Origin of the sequence: Aeromonas sp. 604282, from assembly GCF_049170575.1 — a bacterium.
In the GTDB taxonomy this organism is placed as follows: domain Bacteria; phylum Pseudomonadota; class Gammaproteobacteria; order Enterobacterales; family Aeromonadaceae; genus Aeromonas; species Aeromonas veronii_A.
In genome coordinates this window covers 518,222-540,722 of record NZ_JAAKMV010000001.1, presented here as the reverse complement: position 1 = coordinate 540,722, position 22,501 = coordinate 518,222, and the positions used below count along the sequence as shown (strand labels likewise).

The window sequence follows — 22,501 nt, the reverse complement described above, 5'->3', positions numbered from 1 at the left end:
TTAGGGACGACAAGTCATGTGCGACAAATTGATACCCCACCATCGGCCAGCAGGGCAATGCCGGTGGTAAAGCTGGATGCATCGGACGCGAGATAAAGGGCCGAGCGGGCGATCTCCTCCGGTTGGGCTAGCCGTTTGAGCGCATGCATATTCTGCACAAAGGCGAGGCTCTCTGGCGTATTGGCAAAAGCCCGCCCCATGGGGGTATCGGTGCCCCCCGGCAGCAGGGCGTTGACCCGCACCCCTTGTGCCCCATACTCGGCAGCCAGCACCCGGGTCAGACCGATGAGGCCCGCCTTGCTCGCCGCATAGGCCGCCATGCCGGGCAGCCCCAGGGTGTTGCCGACGAAGGTAGAGGTAAAAATAAGCGAGCCGCCGCCACGCGCCAGCATGGCGGGGATCTGGTACTTGGCTCCCACAAAGGCGCTGGTGAGGTTGGTATCCAGAATCTCCTGCCACTGCGTCAGCTCAAGCTCCTCTATGCTGCCCGGCGTGCCTGTGGTACCTGCGTTGTTGAAGGCGATATCGAGCCCGCCGAAACGGGTTAGCGCGAGATCAACAAGATCGCGGGCGTAAGTCTCGCTTTTCACATCTCCCGCCAGACTCACCGCCTGGCCCCCCTCGTGGCGGATCTCCTCCACCAGCAGATCCAGTTCGGGCTGGCGGCGGGCGCCGACGACGACGCTGGCTCCTTCCCGGGCAAACAGGATGGCGCTGGCGCGGCCGATACCGGAGCTGGCGCCGGTGATGATGGCGACCTTGTTGGACAGTGATGACATGACAGTTCCCTCGCAGGTGTGTTGTGCGCCAAATCAGTGGGGCACAGGGTTGGCTGTGGGTTGGAACCCCAGTAGGTTCCAACCGACTTGGGTTTGGCCCCCACTATGGCAACCACTCCTCGCTGGAACGACCCGAATCTTGCTCTCTTTGTCCCCAAGTCGTTTTGCGACATGTCGATACAGTCCTTCGCGGCAACAAAAAGGGGCGTTCTGCGCCCCGAATTCTTTATCATGCCCCCTTTAAAATCGCCGGATCCAGGTGCGGCGCGCCCTGTGTGCTGCAGTGAGGGGCGAGAGCCCCGGCGCCATGGTGGCTGCGTGCATCATCAAGCCTGCCTGGCAGGGCATTGACGGCGATTGCAATCAACAGACACGCTCCTGGATCAATAGCCCGTCATCTCCAGATAGCCGACCCCCTTGGCATCCCCCGAGACAGAGACCGCGCCCTCCCAGTAGTCAAAGCGACCTGTCATGGCCTGATTGGGCTGACGGGCTTTGATGGTGAGGCTCATTCCGGCGGCGCTTAATTGCCACTCGACGGGGTAATCCTGCCCCTTGGGGCCGCGCCAGGTGTTGCCCGGCGTAAGGCGAATCGCGTCGGGGGCGAGCACCCGGCTGCTGCCGTCCCGCTCAATCAAGATGCCGTAGCGGTTCTCAGGCTCAGTGCGTCCCGATTTGGTGCGCAGGCGAAACAGCATCAGTTCGCGGCCATCGGCCAGTTGCAGCGAAAACCAGTCCCAGCCCGATTGCCACTCGGCCAATACCGAGCTGCTCCACTCGTGATCAAACCAGCCTTGTCCGGTGACGGTGCGGGTCTCGCCATCGCGAGTCATGGTGCCGCTCAAATGCAGGCGTGGATAGGAGTAGTAAAAGGAGGCATTGCCCGGGCTCTTCTCGCTGTAACCGGCCTTGCCTTGCAGCACCAGCGGTTTGGCGGCAGTGACGGTGAGGTTCAGGTCGCCAATCTTGCTCTGCACCTTGAGGGTGGCAGGGAAGAGCGCAGCCCCTTGCGAGGCAAGCCGCCACTCTCTGAGCCAATATTGGCCGCCGCTGGCCCCCGCCAGTCCCGGCCCCTGCCGACTGGCCCGTTCATCTTGCTGGTGGCTGCCACGGTCGAGATCCGTGATGGCAAACTGGGCCAACCAGAGCTGGGGAGTGAGCCAGGGGTTGCTGGTGCGGAGTTCTTGCTCGATACCCTGGCGAAACAGGGTCCACTGCATGCCATATTCGCGCCCCTGCTCATCCTTGAGGTTGCCGGTGAGATACCACCACTCGGAGCGGTAATCGGGGTGGGCGGCGTGATCCTCCGGCAATTGGATGGTTTGCCCCGGCTGCACCTTTTTAAAGCTGTCGTTGCCGCCGCCGAGCAGGGCGCCCAGATCGCTGGCCTGCGCGCTGCCAATCATGGCAATCAGCGGGAGCAAGAGGGTGGCGAGCCACAGGGGCCGTAAGGAGGACAAGATCCCCCTCACCCTGGCCCTCTCCCAAAGGGAGAGGGGATGGTTCAATGCCGCACTGTGATCTTCTCTGCGCTGAAAAAATGGCGGAGAGAGGGACGTGGTTAATGGGAGCTTCAAGCTATGGCTGAGCCAGTGCGCTAACCGATATGTCATACCACTCTCCTTGCCGCATACCAGGAGGCCAGTGCCCCGCACACCGGCGCCAGCAACAGGGCGGTGACCGCATGAAGGGGGGCGGCCTCGAAGGCGAGGCGCCAGCCAAAGGCGCGGGGATTGACCACCTCGATCAGCACCCAGGCGAGGCCATATCCCACCGGCAGGGCCAGCAGGGCGGTGAGCAGCCCCAATCCCGCCCCTTGCCACACCAGCAGCTGGCGGCAGTGGCGGGGGCTCAAGCCCAGACTCTGCAAGGTCTGCAGCTCGCCACGGCGCGCCAGACCCAGCACCATAAAGGCCGAGCCAATCCCGACAAAGGCGATGCCGAGGATCAGCAGTTTCAATAGCTCGGTCACCACAAAGGTCTGGTCAAACACCTTGAGCGCAGCGCTGTGAATGGCGGGGGCGGAGAGCAGATTGAGCTGCTCGCCAAAGCGCTCGCGCAGGCGATCGGCCAGCTGCTCGGGGTCGTCGCTAAAGAGGGCGAGGGATTGCACCGCCCCGGCCTCAAAGGCGTGCAGGATCTGCCCCTTGTCGCTGCCGTAGTCCTGATAGACACCGGTGACGGTGAACTGCCTTGGCCCCTGCTCGCCGCTGATCGCCAACGTCTGGCCCACCTTGACCCCGAGGCGCACCGTCAGCGGTTCGCTCGCCAGCACTTCGTCGGGACGGGTCGGCCAGCGTCCGGCCAGCAGTGGATAGGCCGCTTTAAGCTGGGGGATAAAATCCATCTGCGCCCACTCGATGGGCTGCCCCCGCCAGCGGGCGGGGTGCACCGAGCGGCGCGAGGCGGCGCTCACCAGCGGGTTGGCGAGCAGGGTCTCGAGGGTGGCTTCGTTCAAGGTACCCTTGTTGCCCGCCACCCCCTTGGGGGCGGTGACATAGAGATCGGCGGCCAGACGCTGGCCGAGCCAGATCTCCACGCTGGAGCGAAAGCTCGACACCATGACCCCGATGCCGATGGCCGCCGCGATGGCGAGCTGCAACGCCATCACCGCGATGGCGGTGCGATCGAGATGATAGAGGGTCTCGGCCACCCCGAGCCGGGCGGTGAGGGGGCCGCCCGCGCGCCGTCGCAGCCAGCCAAGCAGGGCGCGCAGGGCATCGGGCAGCCAGAGCGCCATGGCCAGCAGCCAGCCGCCGGCGATAAAGAGGGCGCCGGTCAAACCGGTTTGCGGCAACCACAGGCACAGAGCGCACAGCAGCAAGATGGCGATGGCCAGCACGCGCCGTCGCCACGGGTGAGCGGGGGGACGGCTGCTTCCCGCTCGCAGTTCGAGGGGGGATTGGCGCAGCAGTTGCCACCAGCTGGGCAGGTTGGCGGCCAGCGTGCCGAGCAGCCCGATCAACAGTGCCTTGAGCAGGTTCACGGGGGAGAGGCGCAACAGGTCGATGGGGTTGGGCCCATAGAGATCGGCCAGCGCCTGGGTGAGCTGTCCCATCAGTGCCAGCGCCAACAGGCTGCCGAGCAGCACCCCGAGCAGGGTGCCGATGGTGGCGAGAATAACGAGCTCCAGAATGAGCCAGCGCAGCACCCGACTCGGCCCCATCCCCAGAATGATCAACTGGGCCAGCTGGGGGCGGCGCACGCTCTGCACAAATCGCTGGGCGTTGAACACCAGAAACAATCCCACCGCCATGGCGAGCAATGACAGCGCCGTCAGGTTAAGGGCCAGCGCATCACCAAGCTGGCTGGCATCGAGCGCCGGGCTGATGGGCTCAAGCCACAAGGGCGGGTTCGGGTAATCGGTTTTCAGGGTGGCCTGCAGAGTGCGAGCCTCTGATTCGCTTAGCTTGAAGACGATGCGATCGAGCCGACCCGCTTTATCCAGCAACGGCTGGGCGAGGCCGATGTCGGTTATCAGCAGCCGCTCCATGGGCACGGCGCCCGGTTCAAAGGTGCCCGCCAGTGTCAGGGTCAGGGGGCGGGCGCTGGCGCCATCGCTGCCGCCCAATACAAAGCGGCGGCTCTGGCCCGCTTGCCAGCCAAGGCGCTCCGCTTCGGGGCCCGCCAGCCAGATGTTGTCGGCCCGGTTTAAGGAGAAGGCGGACTCGCTCGCGGGTTGGGCGCCAAACAGCTGGCGCAGGGGGCCGGGGTTGAAGAGATCCATTCCCAGCAGCTGAAAACTGCGCCCCTCTTCATCCTTGAGCCAGCCATGGAGCTGGGGCATGGCATCGAGGGCGGGCTGGCTGGTCACCAGCTGCACGTAAAGCTGCTCATCCAGCCCGCCAGCGGGGGCCAGCCGGTAGTTGGCTTCCCCCGCCAGCTGGCTGCGGGCGGCGACAAAATTGGTGCGGGCACTGTGATTGAGCAGCTCGATGGCCACCACCAGTGACACCCCCAATACCAGCCCGGCCAGACTCATCAGCAGCAACCAGGGGTGGCTGCGATAGAGGCGCAGTAGCGCTTTGAGTGGCAGCATCAGCGTGCTCCCGGCAGGCGCAATCGCCGTTTAGTCATGACGGGGCCCCTTGAGTTCGATAAGTTGCCCCCCTTCGAGGCGCAGCACCCTGTCGGCCAGCGCAGCATAGGCCGGGTTGTGGCTCACCAGCAGCAAGCCTGCGCCTGTGCCCCGTACCGCCGCCACCATCAACGCCATCACCTGTTCGGCATTGTGCTCATCGAGGCTGCCGGTGGGCTCGTCGGCGAGCAGCCAACTGGGCTGATGGATAAGGGCGCGGGCCAGCGCCACCCGCTGTCGCTGACCGCCGGAGAGCTGCTCCGGCCAGGCATGGCGCTTGTGGTTCATATCGAGCCGGTGCAACAACTGGTCAATCCTTGTCTCATCCGGTGGCAGCCCGTTGATGGCCAGCGGCAGGGCCAGATTCTCGGCCACGTTGAGGGTCGGCAGCAGGTTGAAATCCTGATAGACGATACCGAAATGGCGGCCCCGCAGGCGCGCCCGCTCGTCGGGAGATCGGGTGTCGATCCGGGTCTCCCCCAGCCAGATCTCCCCCTCGTCCGGTGCAATCAGCCCGGCGATGAGATTCAGCAGGGTGGACTTGCCGCAGCCGCTTTGGCCCAGCAGCAGGGTGATCTCGCCAGCGGGGAGGGCGAGATCGAGATGGTGGAACAGCGGCAGTCGTTCACTGCCGTTATCGAAGCTCTTGCAGAGGTTGCGCAGGGTCAGCATGGGATAACCGTTTGATGGTCAATGGCTTTCATCATGCTTGGTACGCTAGCACGGCCAGCAATGATCAACACCCCTTACGGTTGATCAAGAGTGCCAGTTAGTGATCAAGGCGGCAAAAGAGCAGTGGATCCTCGCTGGATCCCGCTTGCCCGAGGTGGTTAGAATAGGGGCTTCCATGGGTCACAGGATGAGCAAGGATGTTACACAAGCAAGTCAGTTTTATCATCGATAGCAAGGGCAACAAGCAGGCTGCCGTCGTCCCCATCGAGATCTACAACGAGCTGATGACCCTGCAAAAGGCACTCTCCGACAATCGGCCGGGGGAGCGCGAGCTCTACCACTTCAACGGCAAGGGGGCCGAGGCCCACGGTTATCCGGTGGGCAAGCGGCAAAATCCGGGCTTTATGGTGCTGGCCGGTTCCACCGCCAATGGCGAGGATGCCGCCTCTTTGCGTGAAGCGGTGATCGAGCTGCGTCACGAACTGCTGGAGAAGGGGGTCATAGTGCCCCGCAGTCAGGGCGGCTTTGTCTTTACCGCCGATCAGCTTTTCAACAGTCCGAGTCTGGCCGCCAGTCTGGTGGCGGGCAATAACCGCAGCGGTCTGGATGCCTGGCAAAACAGCGCAGGCTATACCCTCAAGCAGTCGGGTTTCGGCAAGAAATAATCCCGCGTTTCGACAGCAAACCAATTAAGCGTTAATTGACCTGGATGAATTTTTCTTTTCATCCAGGTGCTAGCATCATTGCCAGATGGTTCTAAAAGGAAGAGACCATGTCTGCGCTCACCCCTGTTATTTTGCTGCTGTCCCTGTTTATCCCTCCCGCCCATGCCAGTAGTGGCCCAGTTCTGTTGACATCCTCCTCAATCGGACTTTTTTGTGTCGGATTGTTTGTGTTGGCCTACGCCCTGGTGATGGCTGAAGAGTATCTGCAACTGCGCAAGTCCAAACCCGTGCTGGTGGCCGCCGGGGTGATCTGGATCCTGATCGGTATCGCCTACCAGCAACAAGGGATGAGCCCTGTCGCCGAGCAGGCATTTCGCCATACCTTGCTGGAATATGCCGAGCTGATGCTGTTCCTGCTGGTGGCGATGACCTACATCAATGCCATGGAGGATCGCAGGCTGTTCGATGCCCTGCGCGCCTGGCTGGTGCGATCCGGTTTTCACCTGCGCACCCTGTTCTGGTTGACTGGCGGGTTGGCATTTTGCATCTCGCCGGTGGCAGACAACCTGACCACTGCGCTCTTGATGTGTGCCGTCGTGTTGAAGGTGGCCAATGGTGATCGGCGTTTTGTGAACCTGGCCTGTATCAATATCGTGGTGGCAGCCAATGCCGGTGGTGCTTTCAGTCCTTTTGGGGATATCACCACCCTGATGGTGTGGCAGGCGGGCAAGGTGCAATTTGGCCACTTCTTCACCCTGCTTATTCCCTCTCTGCTCAATTTTCTGGTCCCGGCCATCCTGATGAGCCTGATGGTGCCGCGTCATGTGCCGGAGGCTGATAACGAGGTGGTCGATCTCAAGCGGGGAGCCCGCCGCATCGTCGCACTGTTCTTGCTGACCATCATCACGGCGGTGCTATGCCACAGTTTCCTCCACCTGCCACCCGTGCTGGGCATGATGCTGGGGCTCGGTTATCTGCAGTTTTTCGGCTTCTATTTGCGCAAGTCGCTGCCGCGATCCCTTGCCCGCAAGCGTGCGCTCTATGAACGCAATGGTGATGAGGTGCGGTTGCGCAGTCTGGGTTCTGTGGTGCCATTTGACGTGTTCAACAAGGTGGCCAAGGCGGAGTGGGACACCCTGCTCTTCTTCTACGGGGTGGTGATGTGTGTCGGTGGGCTGGGCTTTATGGGGTATCTGGAGCTGGTATCACACTGGTTGTATGACGCTGGGGATCCCACCATGGCCAACGTCTTTATCGGGGTCTTGTCCTCCGTCATCGACAACATTCCCGTGATGTTTGCCGTGCTGTCGATGAACCCGGATATGGCGCTGGGGCAGTGGCTGCTGGTGACCCTGACTGCCGGAGTGGGCGGCAGCCTGCTCTCCATCGGCTCTGTGGCCGGGGTGGCCCTGATGGGACAGGCCCACGGCATGTATACCTTTTTTGGCCACCTGAAGTGGCTGCCTGCCATCTTGCTCGGTTATCTGGTGAGCATAGGGGCGCACCTCTGGCTCAACAGTGCCCAGTTCTGAACGTCTGGGCGCCAATATGAAAAGAGGCTTCCGTTGATGGAAGCCTCTTTCGTTTTCCTGACAGGGGGAGGGGGATCAATCGCCTCGCTTGCCGGTCAGCAGCCAGTAACTCAGAGTCGAACCCACCCCGCAGCAGGCGATGGCGATGGCCATGGGCAGCGGCGAGTGGGGCGGATTGAGGTTGACCAGAATGCCGACCAGGGCGCCGATGCCAAAGCGCAGGGTGCCCGCCAGTGCCGAGGCGGTACCCGCAGATTGGGGGAAGTGGCCCATCAGGCCGGTCATGGCGTTGGCGCCCACCAGACTGATATGGCCGACAAACAGTACCACCGGAATGACGATGCCCCACAGACCGCCGGTCTGGCTCCAGGCGTTGTAGACCAGCAGGGCGCCCGCGCAGGGCAGCACCAGCAGACCGTATTGCAGCATCCGCTCGGCGCCCACCCCTTTCACCAGTCGGCTGTTGATGAAGGTGACCACCATCATCAGCAGGATATTGAGGCCAAACAGCCAGCCGTAGTGCTCGGTCGGCACCTTGAAGTACTCGATATAGACGTAAGGGGAGCCGCTTAAGAAGGCGAACATGCCGGAGCTGGAGAGGGAGCCGCACAGCACATAACCCATGGCGCCGCGATGGGAGAGCACCCCCCAGTAGTTCTTGAGGATCTGGCCCAGATTAAGGGGTTGGCGGTGTTCCGGTTTCAGGGTCTCCTGAATTTTCCACTGCATCACCAGACAGATCAGCAGACTGATCCCCACCAGCAGCCAGAAGATCACCCGCCAGTCGGCGTGGGCGCTGATATAGCCGCCCACCACAGGGGCCACCAGCGGCGCCAGGGTCATCACCAGAATGACGAACGACATGGCGCGAGAAAACGCATCCTTCTCGAACAGATCGCGCAGCAGGGCATTGACCACTACCGACCCCGCGGCGCCGCCCGCTGCCTGTAGCATCCGATAGGCCAGCAATTCAGGCAGAGAGTCCGCCATGGCACAGCCCACCGAGGCGATGGCAAACATGATGAGCCCCGCCAGGATCACCGGCTTGCGGCCATAGCTGTCGGCCAGCGGGCCGTAGAAGAGCTGACCGATGGCAAAGCCGCCCAGAAAGGCGCTGATGGTGAGCTGGGCGCCGTCGATGCTGGTGGCCAGATCCCGGGCGATGGCCGGAATGGCGGGCAGATACATATCCACCGCCAGCGGGGTCAGACCCGCCAGGGCACCCAGCAGGATAAACAGGAAACGGGGGGAGAGGGCGGCAGCCTGAGCTGTTGGCGATTGGGGCATAGGGTATCCGCTGGTGAACCTTGGTTGAAAAAGGGAGAAGGGCGAGTCTATCAGGTTTGCCCCCGCTCGGCATGACGTTCCTGCCCCCTCAAAAGGGGGAGGTGCCCGGCGGCTCAGCCACCTTGGGGAGCTCGCTTGCGGTCATGTGGGCGCACTGCGCGGATCACTCCCCCCAGCCAGAGCAGCCAGGCCAGCGACGAGATGGCGTACCCGAGCCGCTCCGGCCAGCGGGCGGTGAGGGTAAAGGTGAGGCTGTGTTGTCCAGCAGGCACCCAGACCTGTACCAGCCCGTTACGGGTGCTGCTGACGCTAAGCGGCAGGCGCTGGTCGAGCCTTGCCTGCCAGCCCGGGTAATCAAACTGGTGCAGGATCAGTTTGGCGGGCGCCGGGGCATCCACCGTCAATTCAATATGACGAGGCTGCCAGCGCTGGATCTGCCAGTTCACCCCCTGATGGTCGCTGGTGATGGCGGGCTGGAATTCCTCTTTCCAGGCCAGCAGGGTGGGGGCAAACATGCCGCGTGGCACCTGCTTTGGTCGGTATTCGCGGGCGCTGCGCTTGCTGTCGAACTCCCCGTCGAGCTGACTCTTTACGGGAGCCTGGGTGAGCGGCGCCTCGCGTACATAGAGTCCCTGCGAGAGCAGGGTGAGGGCAAGCAGTAACCACCAGACCCACTGCCACGGGCGATAGGTGGGGGTACCCAGCGCCACCACGGCAACGGTAGCGATGACCAGCAGCAGATTGAGGCGCCAGGGAAATTGCACCAGTTGCAACGGAGTGAGCAGGCGCCACAGGGGCTCGCTTGGAGGCAGCATCATCAGAAAGCTCAGGGTGCCAATGACCCCCCAGAGCAGCAACTCGGGATGGCGTGGCTCGCGGGCAGCCGCCCAAGCTACCAGCAGCAGAGCCAGGGTGAGCAGCGTCAGCCAGGCGAGATGGCCGCGAAAGCGCCAGTCATCACGGCTTTGGGGCAAACGATCGAGAAAGTTGCGCTGAAATTCGAACATGCCGGTGCGCATCTGCTCCATGGAGATCCCCCCCTGATCCAGCAGAGCGGGCAGCAGCAACAGGCTTGCCATCGCCAACCCCCAGAGCTGGCCCAGCAGGGTGCCAATGAGCGGGGAGGCGGTGACAGGGACACTGACAAGCGCTGTGCTCCCCTTGTAGCGCCAGACCAGTAGCAGGCTGCGCAGGGTGAGCAAGCCCAGAATAAGCAGGGTGCTTGGTAGATGGGAAAGCGTCAGCATGGAAATGGCCAGTGCGAGCAGCAGTAGCGCAAAGGGGGCGCCGCGGCAGAGGCGATCCTGCGCCAGCAGTGCCAGCGGTGCCCAGACGAAGGCCCAGCTCTCCGCCAGGGCAAAGCGGGCGTAGATATCGATGGCCAGATGATAGGGCAGCGCCATATAGAGCAGACTGGCCGCCAGCGCCCGTCCGTGGCCGGCAAAGGGGCGCAACCAGAGATAGGCAAACAGGCCGGAGAGCCAGAGTGCCACGCTGCTGCTCCAGAGCAGCGGCGTCATCGCCTCGTGGGCCAGTGGGGTAGGGCCGGCGAACAGGGCGCTCACATAGTAGGGCAGGGGGGGATAGAAGAAAAAGACCGGGCTGCCAAAGGCGCCGTTCATCTCCATCAACCAGCGCGGATAGAGCTCACCTTGCCACAGTTGCACGGCAAAGAAGTGACCGGAGAGCAGGTGGTGAAACAGATCATGGCCTTGGCTACCGCCACGCAGCCAGAATGGCAGCAACAGGAGGGCACAGGCCCCGGTCAGCACCGACAAAACCCACAGCCACTCTCTGGTTACACGCATAAGGAGACTCGTCTGTTATGGATGCGCAGTGAGTGTAACCGAGTTGTTCCCCTCATTTTTGTTGTCTTGGCGGATTTTTGTGCTCTTTCTATGTTTCTTGTCACTTTTTCCATGGGTTGTCTGCCGCGAGGGAATGGCGAGCCAGAGTCCGGGCTCGGCGGCAAAGCGTGGGGCAAACCAGTGCTGGTGCACCGCAGTGGGCATTTCGCTCGCGGCGATGGGGCGGCGACTTAGGCGGCAGGCTCCCTGAGAGAGCGCCAGCGCTGCATCCCCCTTGTACCAGCCATCGGTGACGGCCAAGGCTGTGGTATCCCGCAGCAGCCGCACGCCCCACTGGGTCACCAATGCCGGACATGCTTTTTCTGCGAGCCTTGTTGCCTGCACCATGGCGGGCGGACGGGGCAGGGTGAAGGTCACGCCGATCAGCAGCAATCCGGCCACCGCGACCACCCCCTCGCCACGGCGTGGCAGCCAGCCTGCCAGTAGCACGATACCGAGCAGGGTGATGGGGGCCAGATGGCGGGGATTGTCGGGATTCTGGCCAAACAGGGTCCAGAGCAGCAGGGCGAGCCCGTAGAGCGTCCAGAGCGGGGGGAGGGCAGCAGGGCGGTTTTTTGATCTTTGCCAAAGCGGCAGTACCAGCAGCGCCCCAACAGCCAAGGGCCAAAGCGGGGTGAGCTGATCGTTGAAGGTGCTCGCCCAGCTCAGCAGCCGATCGCCGTGGGCCGCTGCCGTGTTGCCCCACAGGGTAAAGTGGCCGTCGGTAAAGCGCCGCCCTTCGCTGAAATAGGCCCAGCCATCGGCCTGCCAGACAAAGAGCAGGCTGATAAGTCCAACCTGTGCGATGGGGAGCACAAATCTGATGCGCGTTTCCTTCTGCGCCAGCCCGAGCCACAGGGGCAGCAGCGCCAGCACAAAATAGGAGGGGCGCAGCGCCAGCATAAGGCCCAGTAACAGACCCGCCAGTGCAATTCTGCGCTGCTGCAAGGCCAGCAGCGTCCCGAGCCAGGCGGCGAGCGCCGGCCCATCCGAAAGGCCGGAGAGGGCGAGCGTCGGGGTGAGCGGCAGGGCCAATACCAGCAGCCAGACTGGGGCGAGCAGGCTGGGCCGTTGCCACAGTTTTACCGCCAGCAAGGCGGCGAGCGGCGCCAGCAAACTGCTACCGAGCAGACTTGCCCACTGCACCGCGCGGGCCGGTTCGTCCACCGCCAGATTGATCAGCCGTGCCAGCCAGATAAAGGCGGGGTAGCCCGGAAAGTGGGGGGAGAATTCCAGCACGCTAAAGCGCGTCACCCCGTGGGCGAAATTGAGGGCATCGTCGGAATCGAGGGCTACCGGGAAGGCCAGCAGCCAGCAAAGCCAGGCCAGTTGCAGCAGGATCAGCAAGTAGGGTCGATTAGCGAAGCGTAATCGGCCGTGGTGACGCCCCCCTTCTCCCCTTGCGGGAGAAGGGTTGGGGATGAGGGGGGCCGTCGTCATCGATGAGAGGCCATCAAAGCGGCGCCAGCACGGCCATCAGCGCTTTTTCCGCTGCGGCAAAGGCGGCGGCGTCGGCGGGCTTGGCGCCCACCCCGAATACCCCCGGGTTGCCGATGGCATCCAGCACCTTGGCCAACGCCTGTTCGGCCGCCTTGCGATCCCCCTCGCTAAGGGAGGGGAGGATCAGATCGAGGAAGCGCTTGCTCTTGACCACCAGCACCTTGGCGGTCTGGTAGTCGCCAAGATTCTGGCTGGCCCCTTCGAGGCGGCGCTCGATCTCCGCCTTGTAGGCCCGGTTGAGCAGGGCGGCGGTTGCTGCGGCGTCTTTCCCCTTGATGGCGGCGGCCAGCGGCCCTTGCAGCTCCACCTTGTGGTGCTGTTCCAGATAGGTCAGCTCGTCGGCAATCTCGCTCAAGGTGGCGCTGGCATCCTTGCCGTCAGTGGCGGCGCCCAGCAGCGCCTCGCGGGCGTCGATCAGTGGCTCCTTGCCGGCGGCGGCGTAGGAGTATGCCTGCGCCTGCCCGCTCAGGGTCAGCAGCAGGGTGAGGGCGAGTAAACCCGGGCGGATGGTCATCCTGTTCTCCTTACTTATGCCAATGGCGCGGCACTCAGGCCACGCTCTGGGTTTCGATTACGGTATTTTCGTTGCGATGGTTAAAGATGGCATGACGTCTGTCCACCCCGTCGATCACCATGTCGGCCGCCATCATCCCCATCTCCATGGCGGTGTCGGTGAAGATGTAGCGAAATGTCCCCTGACGGCCGGTCATGATGAGGTTACTGATCGGCATCAGCGCCTTGATGGCTTCGTTACGGCGTGCCTGATAGCCCAAATCCATCAGCGGATAGGCGTACTCGCTGCGGGCTTCGAAGGTCTCATCGCCAAGCTTCTGGGTATCGACGCCGAGGCTCGCCAGATCAGCTGTAACCCGACCGCGCAGATCAGAAAGCGGAGCCTGCCAGGTGGCATCCCCCGGATTGCAGGGGATCTCCAGCATTACCGAGGTCTGGCCTTGGGGCGCCATAAAGGGGCTGCGGCGGCGCGGCTCCTGCAAGCGGGTCGCCAGAATATGGGGGTCGGAGAGGTACTGCCAGGTGTTGTCCGACAGGTTCTCTGTTTTAAGCGGCATATTGACGAAGCGAAGCGACCGGTAGTGCAGATCGCACGGCAAGCCCAGATGCTGGCAGGTGAGTGGCAGCGGCAGGGTGGAGATCACCTGATCAAATTGCTCGCTCTGCTCAACGTCATCTTGTTTCCAATAAACCCGTTCGATGCGGCCATCAGCCTGCTCAAGGCGGGTGATGGTGGCGCCGGTTTTCAGCTCAACGCCCTCTGCCACCAGCCGCTCCCCTAGGGTGGTGAAGATCTGGCCGAAGCCATACTTGGGGTAGCGATATTTGCGGGCATAGGTGCGCACCGAGATACTGCCGTTGCGTCTTGGCAGCAGGCGGCGCGCCACGTCTTTGAGATCGATGAGGCTGATGCGCTGACCGGCCCAGTCGGCGGAGAGCTTGTCCGGGTTGATGCCCCACAGCTTGCCGGTGTAGCCCTCGAAAAACTGGCGGTAGAGGGTGCGACCAAAGTGGCTCTGGATCCACTCGGCAAAGCTCGCCTTGGCAAAATCATCCGGCTTCTTGGCAAAGGGCAACAGCAGCAAGTCTTTCACCGCACCGGCCATCAGGGCGAGCGGTGCCGTCTTGAGCAGGTTGGGCAGGTTCAGGGGGTAGTCATAGGTGCGTCCGCCAAAGCGGATCACGCTCTTGCGCTCGGCATGGAGCAGATCGTCCCCCATCAGCTCGTCGATAAAGGCGAGCAATTCGGGGTTCTTGGTGATAAAGCGGTGGCCGCCGTAGTCAAAGCGATACTCCCCATCGCGCCCCTTGAAGGTCTGGGTGGCGCACATGCCACCGACCACCGGCTCCTGCTCGAACAGGGTGACGGCAAAACCGGCGCGGCGCAGGCGCCAGGCCGCCATCAAACCGGCGGGGCCAGCGCCCAGCACTGCAATGCTTTTCTTGTTGTTATCGCTCATGACCTATTCCGAAACTGCTTGATAGATAAGGGAACCGCGCCAAGGCGCGGCTCCCGAATAGTGTTGTTACCCTGTGGCCTTGTTGCCACAGGGCGTGCGGGTTCAGCTCTTGCTGGATGCGGCGCTCACCTGCGGGCGATAGCTGCGCTGCCAGAGGGTAACGAAGATCGCCAGATAGAGGGCCCAGGTCAGCAGCTGCAAGCCAGCGGGTGAGGCATTGTAGCCAAACAGAGCGCGCAGGAAGGTACCAAATACCCCCTGATCGTCGAGAATGTGGCTGATGTCGAACACCGGCGTGGTCCAGAAGGTGATGATGTCTGCCGCCTGCAACATGTTGACGGCGGACGAGAGCAAGCCTGCGGCGATGATGATGATAAGCAGGCCGGTCCAGCGGAAGAAAGGAGCCAGCGCTACCTTGCGGGTGGAGCGCAGCAGCCCCCACACCAGCGCAATGGAGACCAGCAGCCCCGCCAGCGCGCCCATCAGGCCGGATTGCAGATCTACCCCTTGCCCGGAGTAGAGCAGGGCGGAGAAGAAGAGCACGGTTTCAAACCCTTCGCGCATCACGGCGAGGAAGGCAAGCAGCACCAGACCAAACAGGTTGCCGCCATCGATGGCCGCATCGATGCGCGCCGTCATGGCTCCCACCTGGGATTTGGCCTGTTTTTGCATCCAGATCGCCATATAGGTGAGCACCAGAGTGGCGAAGATGAGGATCCCCGCCATCAACAGGTGGTTGTAGCGCTCGCTCTCGAACTGGCTCACCACCACCTGGAACAGGAAGGCGACGATCAGGGAGGCGACAAGGCCGAGCCCCACCCCCAGATAGATGAATTTGTTGTAGCGGCTCGCCCCCAGCTTGGCGAGGTAGGAGAGGCAGATGCCGACCAGCAGGAAGGCTTCCAGCCCCTCGCGCAGGGTAATCAGAAAACTTGCAAACATCAGGATTGAGGCTCCGTAGCGGGCGTGACGGGGAGAGGCTGCAAGGTAAGTTGCAGCCGGTTGAGTTGAAGACGAGCGAGCAGCACTATAGGGGGCTCCGGCAAGCTGGGCTCGGCGGCGCGCACCGCATCATTGACCCACTTGGGGTAGGTGCGGAAATTGAGTTTGATATCGGCCTTGAAGGGCCCTTGGGCATCTGCGGGCAGCGGCCAGGCTTCATCGCGCCAGCCATCGGCCGGAATGCGGGTATCTTCCAAGAGCTTGGCGTAGCGCCAGAACTTGAGCCCCACCGGCTTGCCCTCGGCATCACCGAACACTTTTCTGAACAGTCGCGCATCCTCAGGGACGGCGCCATCCACCGGCTGGCCGCTGGCAAGCACCATCTTGCCGCTGGCGTCTGTGACGGTCAGCTCCAGCCAGAGTTCACGGAAATCAGCTACGCCAGTGGGCAGGGCATGGCCCGCGCCGGTATTGGCGACCCGCACCACCAGCTGCTGACTATCGGCAGCCTGTTCGATACGGGCGGAGAGGGTCGCGCTGGAGCGCAAGAGCGCCAGGCTCTCCTGTTCAAGTGCAGGATTACGCAGCCCCACCAGCTGGTGCTGGGCGCCGGTAAAGTTGTGGCGATAGAGCCGCGCTTTCATGGTGCCGTTTTCAGTGGATTGACCCGCGACCGGCGCACCGCCGTTACCCGGCTCCGGGTTCATATGGCAGTCGATGCAGGTGCGCCGTTTGGCGGGATCCTCCGCGTTCGCAAAGCTGGATTTTTCCCACTCGTCCCAGGTGTTGACGATATTGGCGCCGGTGCCCGGGGCAAACTCGTTGTGGCACGACTTGCACAGTGCCGCGTCGCGGTAGAAATCCTTCTGATAGGAGGCTTTGTGGGCCGCCGGACGGGCGTTGATCTGCCGCTCGGCCAGCCAGTGCTTAAGGCTGCCGCCCGGGGCATCCTCGAACACATAGCTCTCGCGGTCTTTCAAATTCACGGTAAATGCGCTGTTGCCGCCCGCGTCTTCTACCTTGGTGATGCGATGGCAGAGCACGCAACCGGTCCCTTCCTCAACCACAGGTTCGCCCGCCTTGTGGGCGGCAATCAGCGAGGAGCCACCCTGCTCGAACATGTGGGAGCCATTGGGCAGATCCAGCAGGCCTGTCATCACCTGCTGGGGCATGTGGCAGCCCTGACACCACTGACCAAACGCTTCCCCTTCGGTTTGGCGGGCCAGCGCCTGCACCACCTTGTAGTAGGGGTGGGAGTTGCCCATCAGCCTGTGGTTGCTCTCGCTCCAGTCCTTGAACGCCTGTTGGTGGCAGTTCTGGCAGGAGGCGGAGTTGAGCCACTCCTTCGGATGGGTGGTCGGCGCCTTGGCGGGATCCGTGCGCGGGGCATCGAGCCGCAGCCAGTTGGCAAGATAAGGGAGGTTGCCATCAGCGGTGACGAAGGCGTGCAGATCTTCCATCATCGCTTTCACTTCCGGTTGGGGCCTCGCGGGGTCAACTGTCTCGGCCCCATCGCGGGTGTCATGGCCCATGCCGCCCTGGGTCTGCTGGGTCATGCGCAGATATTCGCCGACAAAATCCCCTGCCACCATGTTGGTGAGGTTGGCGTGGCCGTTGATGGCGTTGTCACCGCTCTTCTGGCGATGGGCCGCCATCAGATAGCGGTTGGTGAAATTGAACCCATCCAGATGGCAGGAGTTGCAGCTCATCCAGTTGTCCCCCGCCATGGGGAAGCGTGAGTTGGACGCTGTGTTACCAAGGTTGAACAGCCGCTCGCCGCGCTGAAGCGGCTCGGGGCGCGGATCCGTCTCTACCAGCTTGGCGAAGTGGGGCACATCGACGGTGACCCGGGCAAACGGGCCGCTGCCGCCGCTATTGAGGCGGGTGAGATCCTGCCCCATGGCGTTGTGCACCAAAATATGGTCGCCATCGATCAGCAGATCTCGCGGATTCTGGCCCGGCAGGTGACGCAAGAGCTGGGTCGCTTTGGCGCCCCCCTGAAACTTCTTGCGGCGGTGGCGGTTGTTGTTGGACTTGCCGCTGCGTGACAGGTCAAACACCAGCAGATCCTCCGAGCCCGCCAGGGTCAGGTAGACCCGCTTGCCATCGGCGGCGAAGCGCGCCGCGAAAGGGTTGGAGACGATCTGGCTGCGGTTGCCGACGCTTGGCAGGTTGATTTGCAAAAAGAGCTGTTTTCTTTCATCGACCCGCTCTTTCTCCTCATCGAGATCGATGATGGAGACCGCCGGAAAGACGGTGCTTTGAAACTGGAAGGGGTGGCTGAAGCTCCACAGTACATGAGGCAGCCAGGCCTCGCTGCCATCGGGGGAGAGGGCGATGCCGTCGAGCAGGCGCGGCAAGCCCTGCGAGTCGCTTGGGGTGTCGCTGTGGGTCTCGGCCAGGGTGATGAGTTTGGGCTTGGGCAGGGTAGCCCCCTTAGCGTTCTTCTCAAGCTTGGCGAGATCATAGATGGCGAGCTGGCCGGTCATGGCGTGGGTCAGCAGCAGGCGATCGTCGTCGGTCAGGGCCAGCCCGCGGGGAGTCTCGGCGGTTTCTGCATCCAGCTGGAGGTTGCCCGCGGTGTCGAAAGCCTGCAGGCGAGCGGATTCGAACAGCGTGACCCAGAACCACTGCCGCTTGGCATCGAAGATGACCCCATAGGGGCGGTGGCCGCTGGGGAGCGTCTTTTCCAGATCGAGAGCATCATCCAGCAGCAGCAGGCGATCGCCGCTGTAGTCGGTGACCAGCAGGGTGCCGTCATCGGCGCGGGCAAGCTGGCGCAGCTCCCCCCCCAACTGCACCTCTTTCAGGCGCTTTCCGCTATCGCGCTCAAGCAGGGTGACCGAGCCTGCGCTCAGGTTGGCGGTGACGAGGCGCGGGGCGTTCCCCGCTTCATAAGCGAGCATCCCTGCGCCCATCTGTTGGGCAAACGCGAAGGGGCTGACCAGCAGCAGGACGAGGGCCAGCAGGGGTGACAAACATGCACAGAGAGAGGATTTCAACATGGGATCAGGAGCGCCATTTCAAGAGGGTCCAGCGCCAGGCGTGGCGCAGCACCAGAGGAGTTAACGCCAACGCGCTCATCCAGTGGGCCCAGCTGGCGAGGTTGCCCATGGCATCGCCCGGAGTGCCGTGCAGCACCAGCAGCAGGCCGCTGGCCAGACAGACCAGCAGCAGGGCTTCGATAATCCGCCCCGTGGTGCGCAAAAAAGGTTTGTTGCTGCGGTTCAACAAGCTGCGATGGGAGAGCCAGAAGGCGCCAAACAGCAGCGGGAACAGGGTGAGCGAGAGCATCACATGCAAGAACAGATTCCAGCGCGCCAGCGACCAGAGCGGGGTCAGCGGCTCCCACAACAGCAGGCCGGAGAAGAACATCAGGTAGAGGGTGCCCTCGGCGGCCTGATGGTGGTAGGCCAGCCACTGCCAGAATTGTCGGGGTGAGAGAGAAAGGCTTGTCATAAAGGCTCCAGCACCCGGGCGGGGCCGCCCGGGGGAAGCAAGTTTATAACGCTGTAAGAGTAATGAAAAGTGTTATCAATTGTATTGCTGATGAATCAAAGCTGAATGCAGTGACCGAACACCTATATTGATGATCCCTTATCCGATTGGGTGTCACCAATGGGGCTAGAGTGCGGGCGTTGCCGCCCCTCGACAGCGGGGCAGCGGCCTCCTCATGTTTACGGTCCGATGCTATGACCACGTGTCTGGCTAGATGGAGGGTTCCTGATGAGGATCATCAGCAGCATATTCCCGTAGCTGGCGGCTGCGCAGCAGATACCATAGTGACCAGAGGCTGGCGACCAGCACCAGTGCGGTGGGCCAGCTGAATGACCACTTCTGCAGATTGAGGCTGTGCAGTTGCATCAACAGGCCGCTGATGGCAGAGCAGAGCAGCAGCAACGGGCTGTGGCGCCGGAGTCTGGCGCGAATGCTCTGGGTCTGCTGATAGGTGCCCCCGCAGGCGAGCAACGCCAGCATGGCGGGTACGTCGGTCAGCAGGCTGATGTAGAGACTTATCCTGTCGGGATAGAAGAGGGTCAGGATCTCGCTGCCGCTCTCGCGGGTGACGCCGGCCATCAGAAATAGCCAGACCGAGCGGGTCAGCAACAGGGCGATGGGCCAGAACCAGAGGGGCGGGCGCAACTGGCCGTGATCGTCATAGCGGTGTTCGGGGTAGAGGGTCATGGTTGCCCGATATCCATTCATAGAGTGCAGGTGATGCAGAGGATATGGGGCGAAGGCGAACCCTTTGCAAGGCGAGGGAGAGGGGGGGAATTAATCGGGGGGCCATGCCCCCCAATCCGCGAGAATCTTTTTGTGCCGGGCAGCTGGCGTTACAGCCAGCCTTTGCGTTTGAAGAAGAGCCCGGTGCCGAGCGATGACATCACCATCAGCACCAGTGACATGGGATAACCATACTCCCAGGCGAGCTCCGGCATGCGGCCGAAGTTCATGCCGTAGATACTGGCGATCAGGGTCGGCGGCAGGAAGATTACGGCGGCTACCGAGAAGATCTTGATCACCTTGTTTTGCTCCAGATTGGTTACCCCCATGGAGGCTTCCAGCTGGAAGTTGATCTTGTCAAACAGGAACTGGGTGTGGGGCAAGAGAGACTCCACGTCGTGCAGCATCTCGTCGATCCACTTGTTCTGCTCCAGGCTCATGCGTTGGCGCAGGCTGCGTTTGAGGAAACGCAGGGCGCGGCGGGTATCGTGCAGGGAGAGACGGATCTGACCGTTGGCCTCTTCCTGTGCCAACAGCTCCTTGAGCATGGGGTTGATCTGATCCGGCTCGAAGATCTGATCTGCGGTGTTTTCCAACGTTTTGTAACCATCTTCGATAAGGTCGGAAAGGTACTCTACCTTGAGGTTTTGCACCTCCAGCAGGATGTCGAGGGCATCCTCCACTTCAAGCCGATCCTGGCGCATGTAGTGGCGCAGCAGGCGTACCAGCCCGATGTCATCTTCACGAATGCTGATCAGCAGGTTGTTGCGCAGGGTAAAGGAGACGTGGACACCCTTGGTGTCACGACCGATCCGCTGGGGAAACAGGGAGTGAATGTGCAGACCATCGGTATCCCAGTAGAAACGGGCGGATGCTTCGATGTCGTCGAGCTCTTCTTTGTCGGGGACCTCTTCCAGGAACAGGCCCGTCAACCATTCTCGCTCTGCCGTGTCCGGCTTGTAGGCATCCAGCCAGACCGTGTTGTCAGGTACTATGTCGTCAGGCCCGAGCGTGACTATGTCCAGCACCTTGTTGTTGAGAATGTAGGCGGTGATCATCTGTCCCCCCTTAAAATGTCATGGGTAATCAGGGATGGTTGCACAGGTCATGCGGCCTTAGATCGCAGCAGAAGGCGATCCCGTGGATAAGCAGATCGGGCCGATGGAAAACCTGAATGCGGCGAACTATACAGGGGCGGGCCGCGCTTGTCAGGGGCTATTCATCAGGGATTCAGCTTGTTTGTTCAAAAAACCAGCGAGGTCGGATCACCTGAGCGGCTATGCGGGGTAGAACCCGCCTTTGGCTGGGGGAGGGCTAGCTGGGGCTGCTTGTTGCCGCTGCCCCGCTTCATCACATATTCGGATAATTGGGCCCGGAGCCCCCCTGTGGTGGAGTCCAGATGATATTTTGACTGGGATCTTTAATGTCACAGGTCTTGCAGTGAATACAGTTGGCAGCGTTGATCTGCAGCTTGGCCGCACCTTCCGTTTCCAGTACTTCAAACACCCCTGCCGGGCAGTAGCGTTGGGCGGGTTCGGCCCAAGTGGGCAGATTGACCTCGACCGGAATGCGCTCGTCCTGCAGCTTGAGGTGACAAGGCTGATCCTCGTCGTGACTGGTGTTGGCCAGATACACAGACGAGAGCTTGTCAAAGCTCAGCTTGCCATCGGGTTTGGGATAATGGATAGGCTCGCAGCGACTGGCCACGCGCAGCTGACGATAATCGTGCGCCTTATCGAGCAGCTTGAAGGGCGAGTTTGCGCCAAACAGCCGTTGCTCCAGCCAGTTGAAGGCACCGCCTAACCAGGGACCATAGCGGTGAAGCGCCGCGCCGAAGTTACGCGCCGCCTTGAGTTCGCAGGCCAGCCAGCTCTGGTGCAGTTCGTCGCCATACTGTGCCAGATCTCGGCCCCCCTCATCGCCTCCCCGCAGTGCCATTGCGACGGTTTTTGCCGCCAGCATCCCCGATTTCATGGCGGTGTGGATCCCCTTGATGCGGGAAAAGTCGAGGGTGCCCGCATCACAACCGATCAGCAGGCCGCCGGGAAAATGCATGCGGGGCAGGGCGTGCCAACCCCCCTTGGTGATGGCGCGGGCGCCGTAACTGATGCGCTCCCCCCCTTGCAACACGCCGGCGATAAGCGGGTGATGCTTGAGGCGCTGGAATTCGTCGAACGGGCTGAGCCAGGGGTTCTGGTAGTTAAGATCGACAATCAGCCCGACCGCGACCTGATCCCCCTCCATGTGATAGAGATAGAAGCCACCGTGGCTATTGCCACCCCTCTGCTTGCCAAGGGGCCAGCCACTACCGTGCAGCACCCGTCCTGCTCTGCCCCGACCTGCAGGCAGTTGCCACAGCTCCTTGAAGCCGATGGCGTAGTGTTGGGGTTGGGCTGGGTTTTCCAGATTGAACTCGGCGATCAGCTGCTTGCCGAGATGGCCGCGGGCCCCTTCGGCAAAGAGGGTGTAGCGACCGAGCAGCGCCATGCCGGGCACATGATCAGCTTTTGGGTTCCCAGCCCGATCCAGCCCCAGATCGCCGGTGATGACCCCCTTGACCCGGCCTGCTTCCATGATAAGTTCGCTGGCGGTAAACCCCGGGTATATTTCGACTCCCAGCTGCTCCGCCTGTTGGCCAAGCCAGCGGCAGAGATTGCCAAGACTGACCACATGGCAACCCTGATTGTGCATCCGGGGTGGCACGGCCCAGGCGGGTAGTTGCAGGGAGCGTTGCTCGCTTTGCAGCAGATGCACCTGATCGTCGCTGACCGGTACGCCGAGCGGTGCTTGCTGCCAGCCATCCGGCAGCAGTTCTTGCAAGGCGACGGGATCAAACAGGGCGCCGGAGAGCAGATGGGCGCCAATTTCCGCCCCTTTCTCCAGAAGACAGACCGAGAGAGTGGCATCCTGCTGTTTCAGGGCGATGGCTGCACTGAGCCCCGCCGGACCGCCGCCGACGATGACGACATCAAATTCCATTGCTTCCCGTTCCATCTTGCCTC

At 62.2% G+C, this 22,501-nt stretch carries 17 protein-coding genes; 2 read left to right on the top strand and 15 right to left on the bottom strand.

Annotated elements, in window-relative coordinates:
* Positions 1-14: 14 nt before the first annotated feature.
* From G5367_RS02290 to G5367_RS02275, 4 genes are all read right to left on the bottom strand, one after another.
* Entirely contained in the window at positions 15-779 is a 765-nt protein-coding gene (locus tag G5367_RS02290; protein ID WP_337072106.1) for an SDR family oxidoreductase, read from the bottom strand.
* Positions 780-1,162: 383 nt separating this feature from the next.
* Positions 1,163-2,203 (bottom strand): lipocalin-like domain-containing protein, encoded by a 1,041-nt coding sequence (locus G5367_RS02285; protein ID WP_421293816.1) that lies wholly within the window; start codon positions 2,201-2,203, stop codon positions 1,163-1,165.
* A gap of 185 nt (positions 2,204-2,388) precedes the next feature.
* The gene (locus G5367_RS02280; RefSeq protein ID WP_421293809.1) at positions 2,389-4,818 is read right to left on the bottom strand and encodes an FtsX-like permease family protein; all 2,430 of its coding nucleotides are present in this window, start codon (positions 4,816-4,818) and stop codon (positions 2,389-2,391) included.
* A gap of 30 nt (positions 4,819-4,848) precedes the next feature.
* Entirely contained in the window at positions 4,849-5,529 is a 681-nt protein-coding gene (locus G5367_RS02275) for an ABC transporter ATP-binding protein (RefSeq protein WP_236324815.1), read from the bottom strand.
* A 197-nt stretch (positions 5,530-5,726) separates the two neighbouring features.
* On the opposite strand from G5367_RS02275, the gene G5367_RS02270 reads away from it, so the two are divergent.
* Together G5367_RS02270 and nhaD are read left to right on the top strand one after the other, a co-directional pair.
* Positions 5,727-6,194, top strand: coding sequence for a DUF4357 domain-containing protein (locus G5367_RS02270; protein ID WP_005333716.1), 468 nt, complete (start codon positions 5,727-5,729; stop codon positions 6,192-6,194).
* Positions 6,195-6,301: 107 nt separating this feature from the next.
* Positions 6,302-7,726, top strand: coding sequence for a sodium:proton antiporter NhaD (nhaD, locus tag G5367_RS02265; RefSeq protein WP_421293808.1), 1,425 nt, complete (start codon positions 6,302-6,304; stop codon positions 7,724-7,726).
* Between the two features lie 75 nt (positions 7,727-7,801).
* Here nhaD and G5367_RS02260 read toward each other — a convergent pair whose 3' ends face one another.
* The 11 genes from G5367_RS02260 to G5367_RS02210 all read right to left on the bottom strand — a co-directional run bounded on the left by G5367_RS02260 (position 7,802) and on the right by G5367_RS02210 (position 22,493).
* Entirely contained in the window at positions 7,802-9,013 is a 1,212-nt protein-coding gene (locus tag G5367_RS02260; RefSeq protein ID WP_421293807.1) for a Bcr/CflA family multidrug efflux MFS transporter, read from the bottom strand.
* Between the two features lie 113 nt (positions 9,014-9,126).
* Entirely contained in the window at positions 9,127-10,821 is a 1,695-nt protein-coding gene (locus G5367_RS02255; RefSeq protein ID WP_421293806.1) for a hypothetical protein, read from the bottom strand.
* Positions 10,822-10,836: 15 nt separating this feature from the next.
* Positions 10,837-12,207, bottom strand: a complete 1,371-nt coding sequence (locus G5367_RS02250; RefSeq protein WP_421243790.1) for a hypothetical protein — start codon at positions 12,205-12,207, stop codon at positions 10,837-10,839.
* Between the two features lie 106 nt (positions 12,208-12,313).
* Entirely contained in the window at positions 12,314-12,874 is a 561-nt protein-coding gene (locus tag G5367_RS02245) for a hypothetical protein (RefSeq protein WP_337072111.1), read from the bottom strand.
* Between the two features lie 34 nt (positions 12,875-12,908).
* Positions 12,909-14,333 (bottom strand): NAD(P)/FAD-dependent oxidoreductase, encoded by a 1,425-nt coding sequence (locus G5367_RS02240; protein ID WP_421243710.1) that lies wholly within the window; start codon positions 14,331-14,333, stop codon positions 12,909-12,911.
* 102 nt (positions 14,334-14,435) lie between these two features.
* Entirely contained in the window at positions 14,436-15,275 is an 840-nt protein-coding gene (locus tag G5367_RS02235) for an FTR1 family iron permease (RefSeq protein ID WP_421243709.1), read from the bottom strand.
* Positions 15,275-18,280 (bottom strand): YncE family protein, encoded by a 3,006-nt coding sequence (locus G5367_RS02230; protein ID WP_421243708.1) that lies wholly within the window; start codon positions 18,278-18,280, stop codon positions 15,275-15,277. The genes G5367_RS02235 and G5367_RS02230 overlap by 1 nt, the downstream gene beginning before the upstream one ends.
* A 4-nt stretch (positions 18,281-18,284) precedes the next feature.
* Positions 18,285-18,734, bottom strand: coding sequence for a hypothetical protein (locus G5367_RS02225; protein ID WP_421243707.1), 450 nt, complete (start codon positions 18,732-18,734; stop codon positions 18,285-18,287).
* Between the two features lie 249 nt (positions 18,735-18,983).
* The gene (locus G5367_RS02220; RefSeq protein WP_421243706.1) at positions 18,984-19,460 is read right to left on the bottom strand and encodes a DUF2919 domain-containing protein; all 477 of its coding nucleotides are present in this window, start codon (positions 19,458-19,460) and stop codon (positions 18,984-18,986) included.
* Positions 19,461-19,609: 149 nt separating this feature from the next.
* A complete protein-coding gene (gene corA / locus G5367_RS02215; RefSeq protein WP_005345036.1) occupies positions 19,610-20,557 on the bottom strand; it encodes a magnesium/cobalt transporter CorA in 948 nt (315 codons plus the stop codon).
* A gap of 292 nt (positions 20,558-20,849) precedes the next feature.
* The gene (locus G5367_RS02210; RefSeq protein WP_421211304.1) at positions 20,850-22,493 is read right to left on the bottom strand and encodes an electron transfer flavoprotein-ubiquinone oxidoreductase; all 1,644 of its coding nucleotides are present in this window, start codon (positions 22,491-22,493) and stop codon (positions 20,850-20,852) included.
* Positions 22,494-22,501 lie beyond the last annotated feature (8 nt).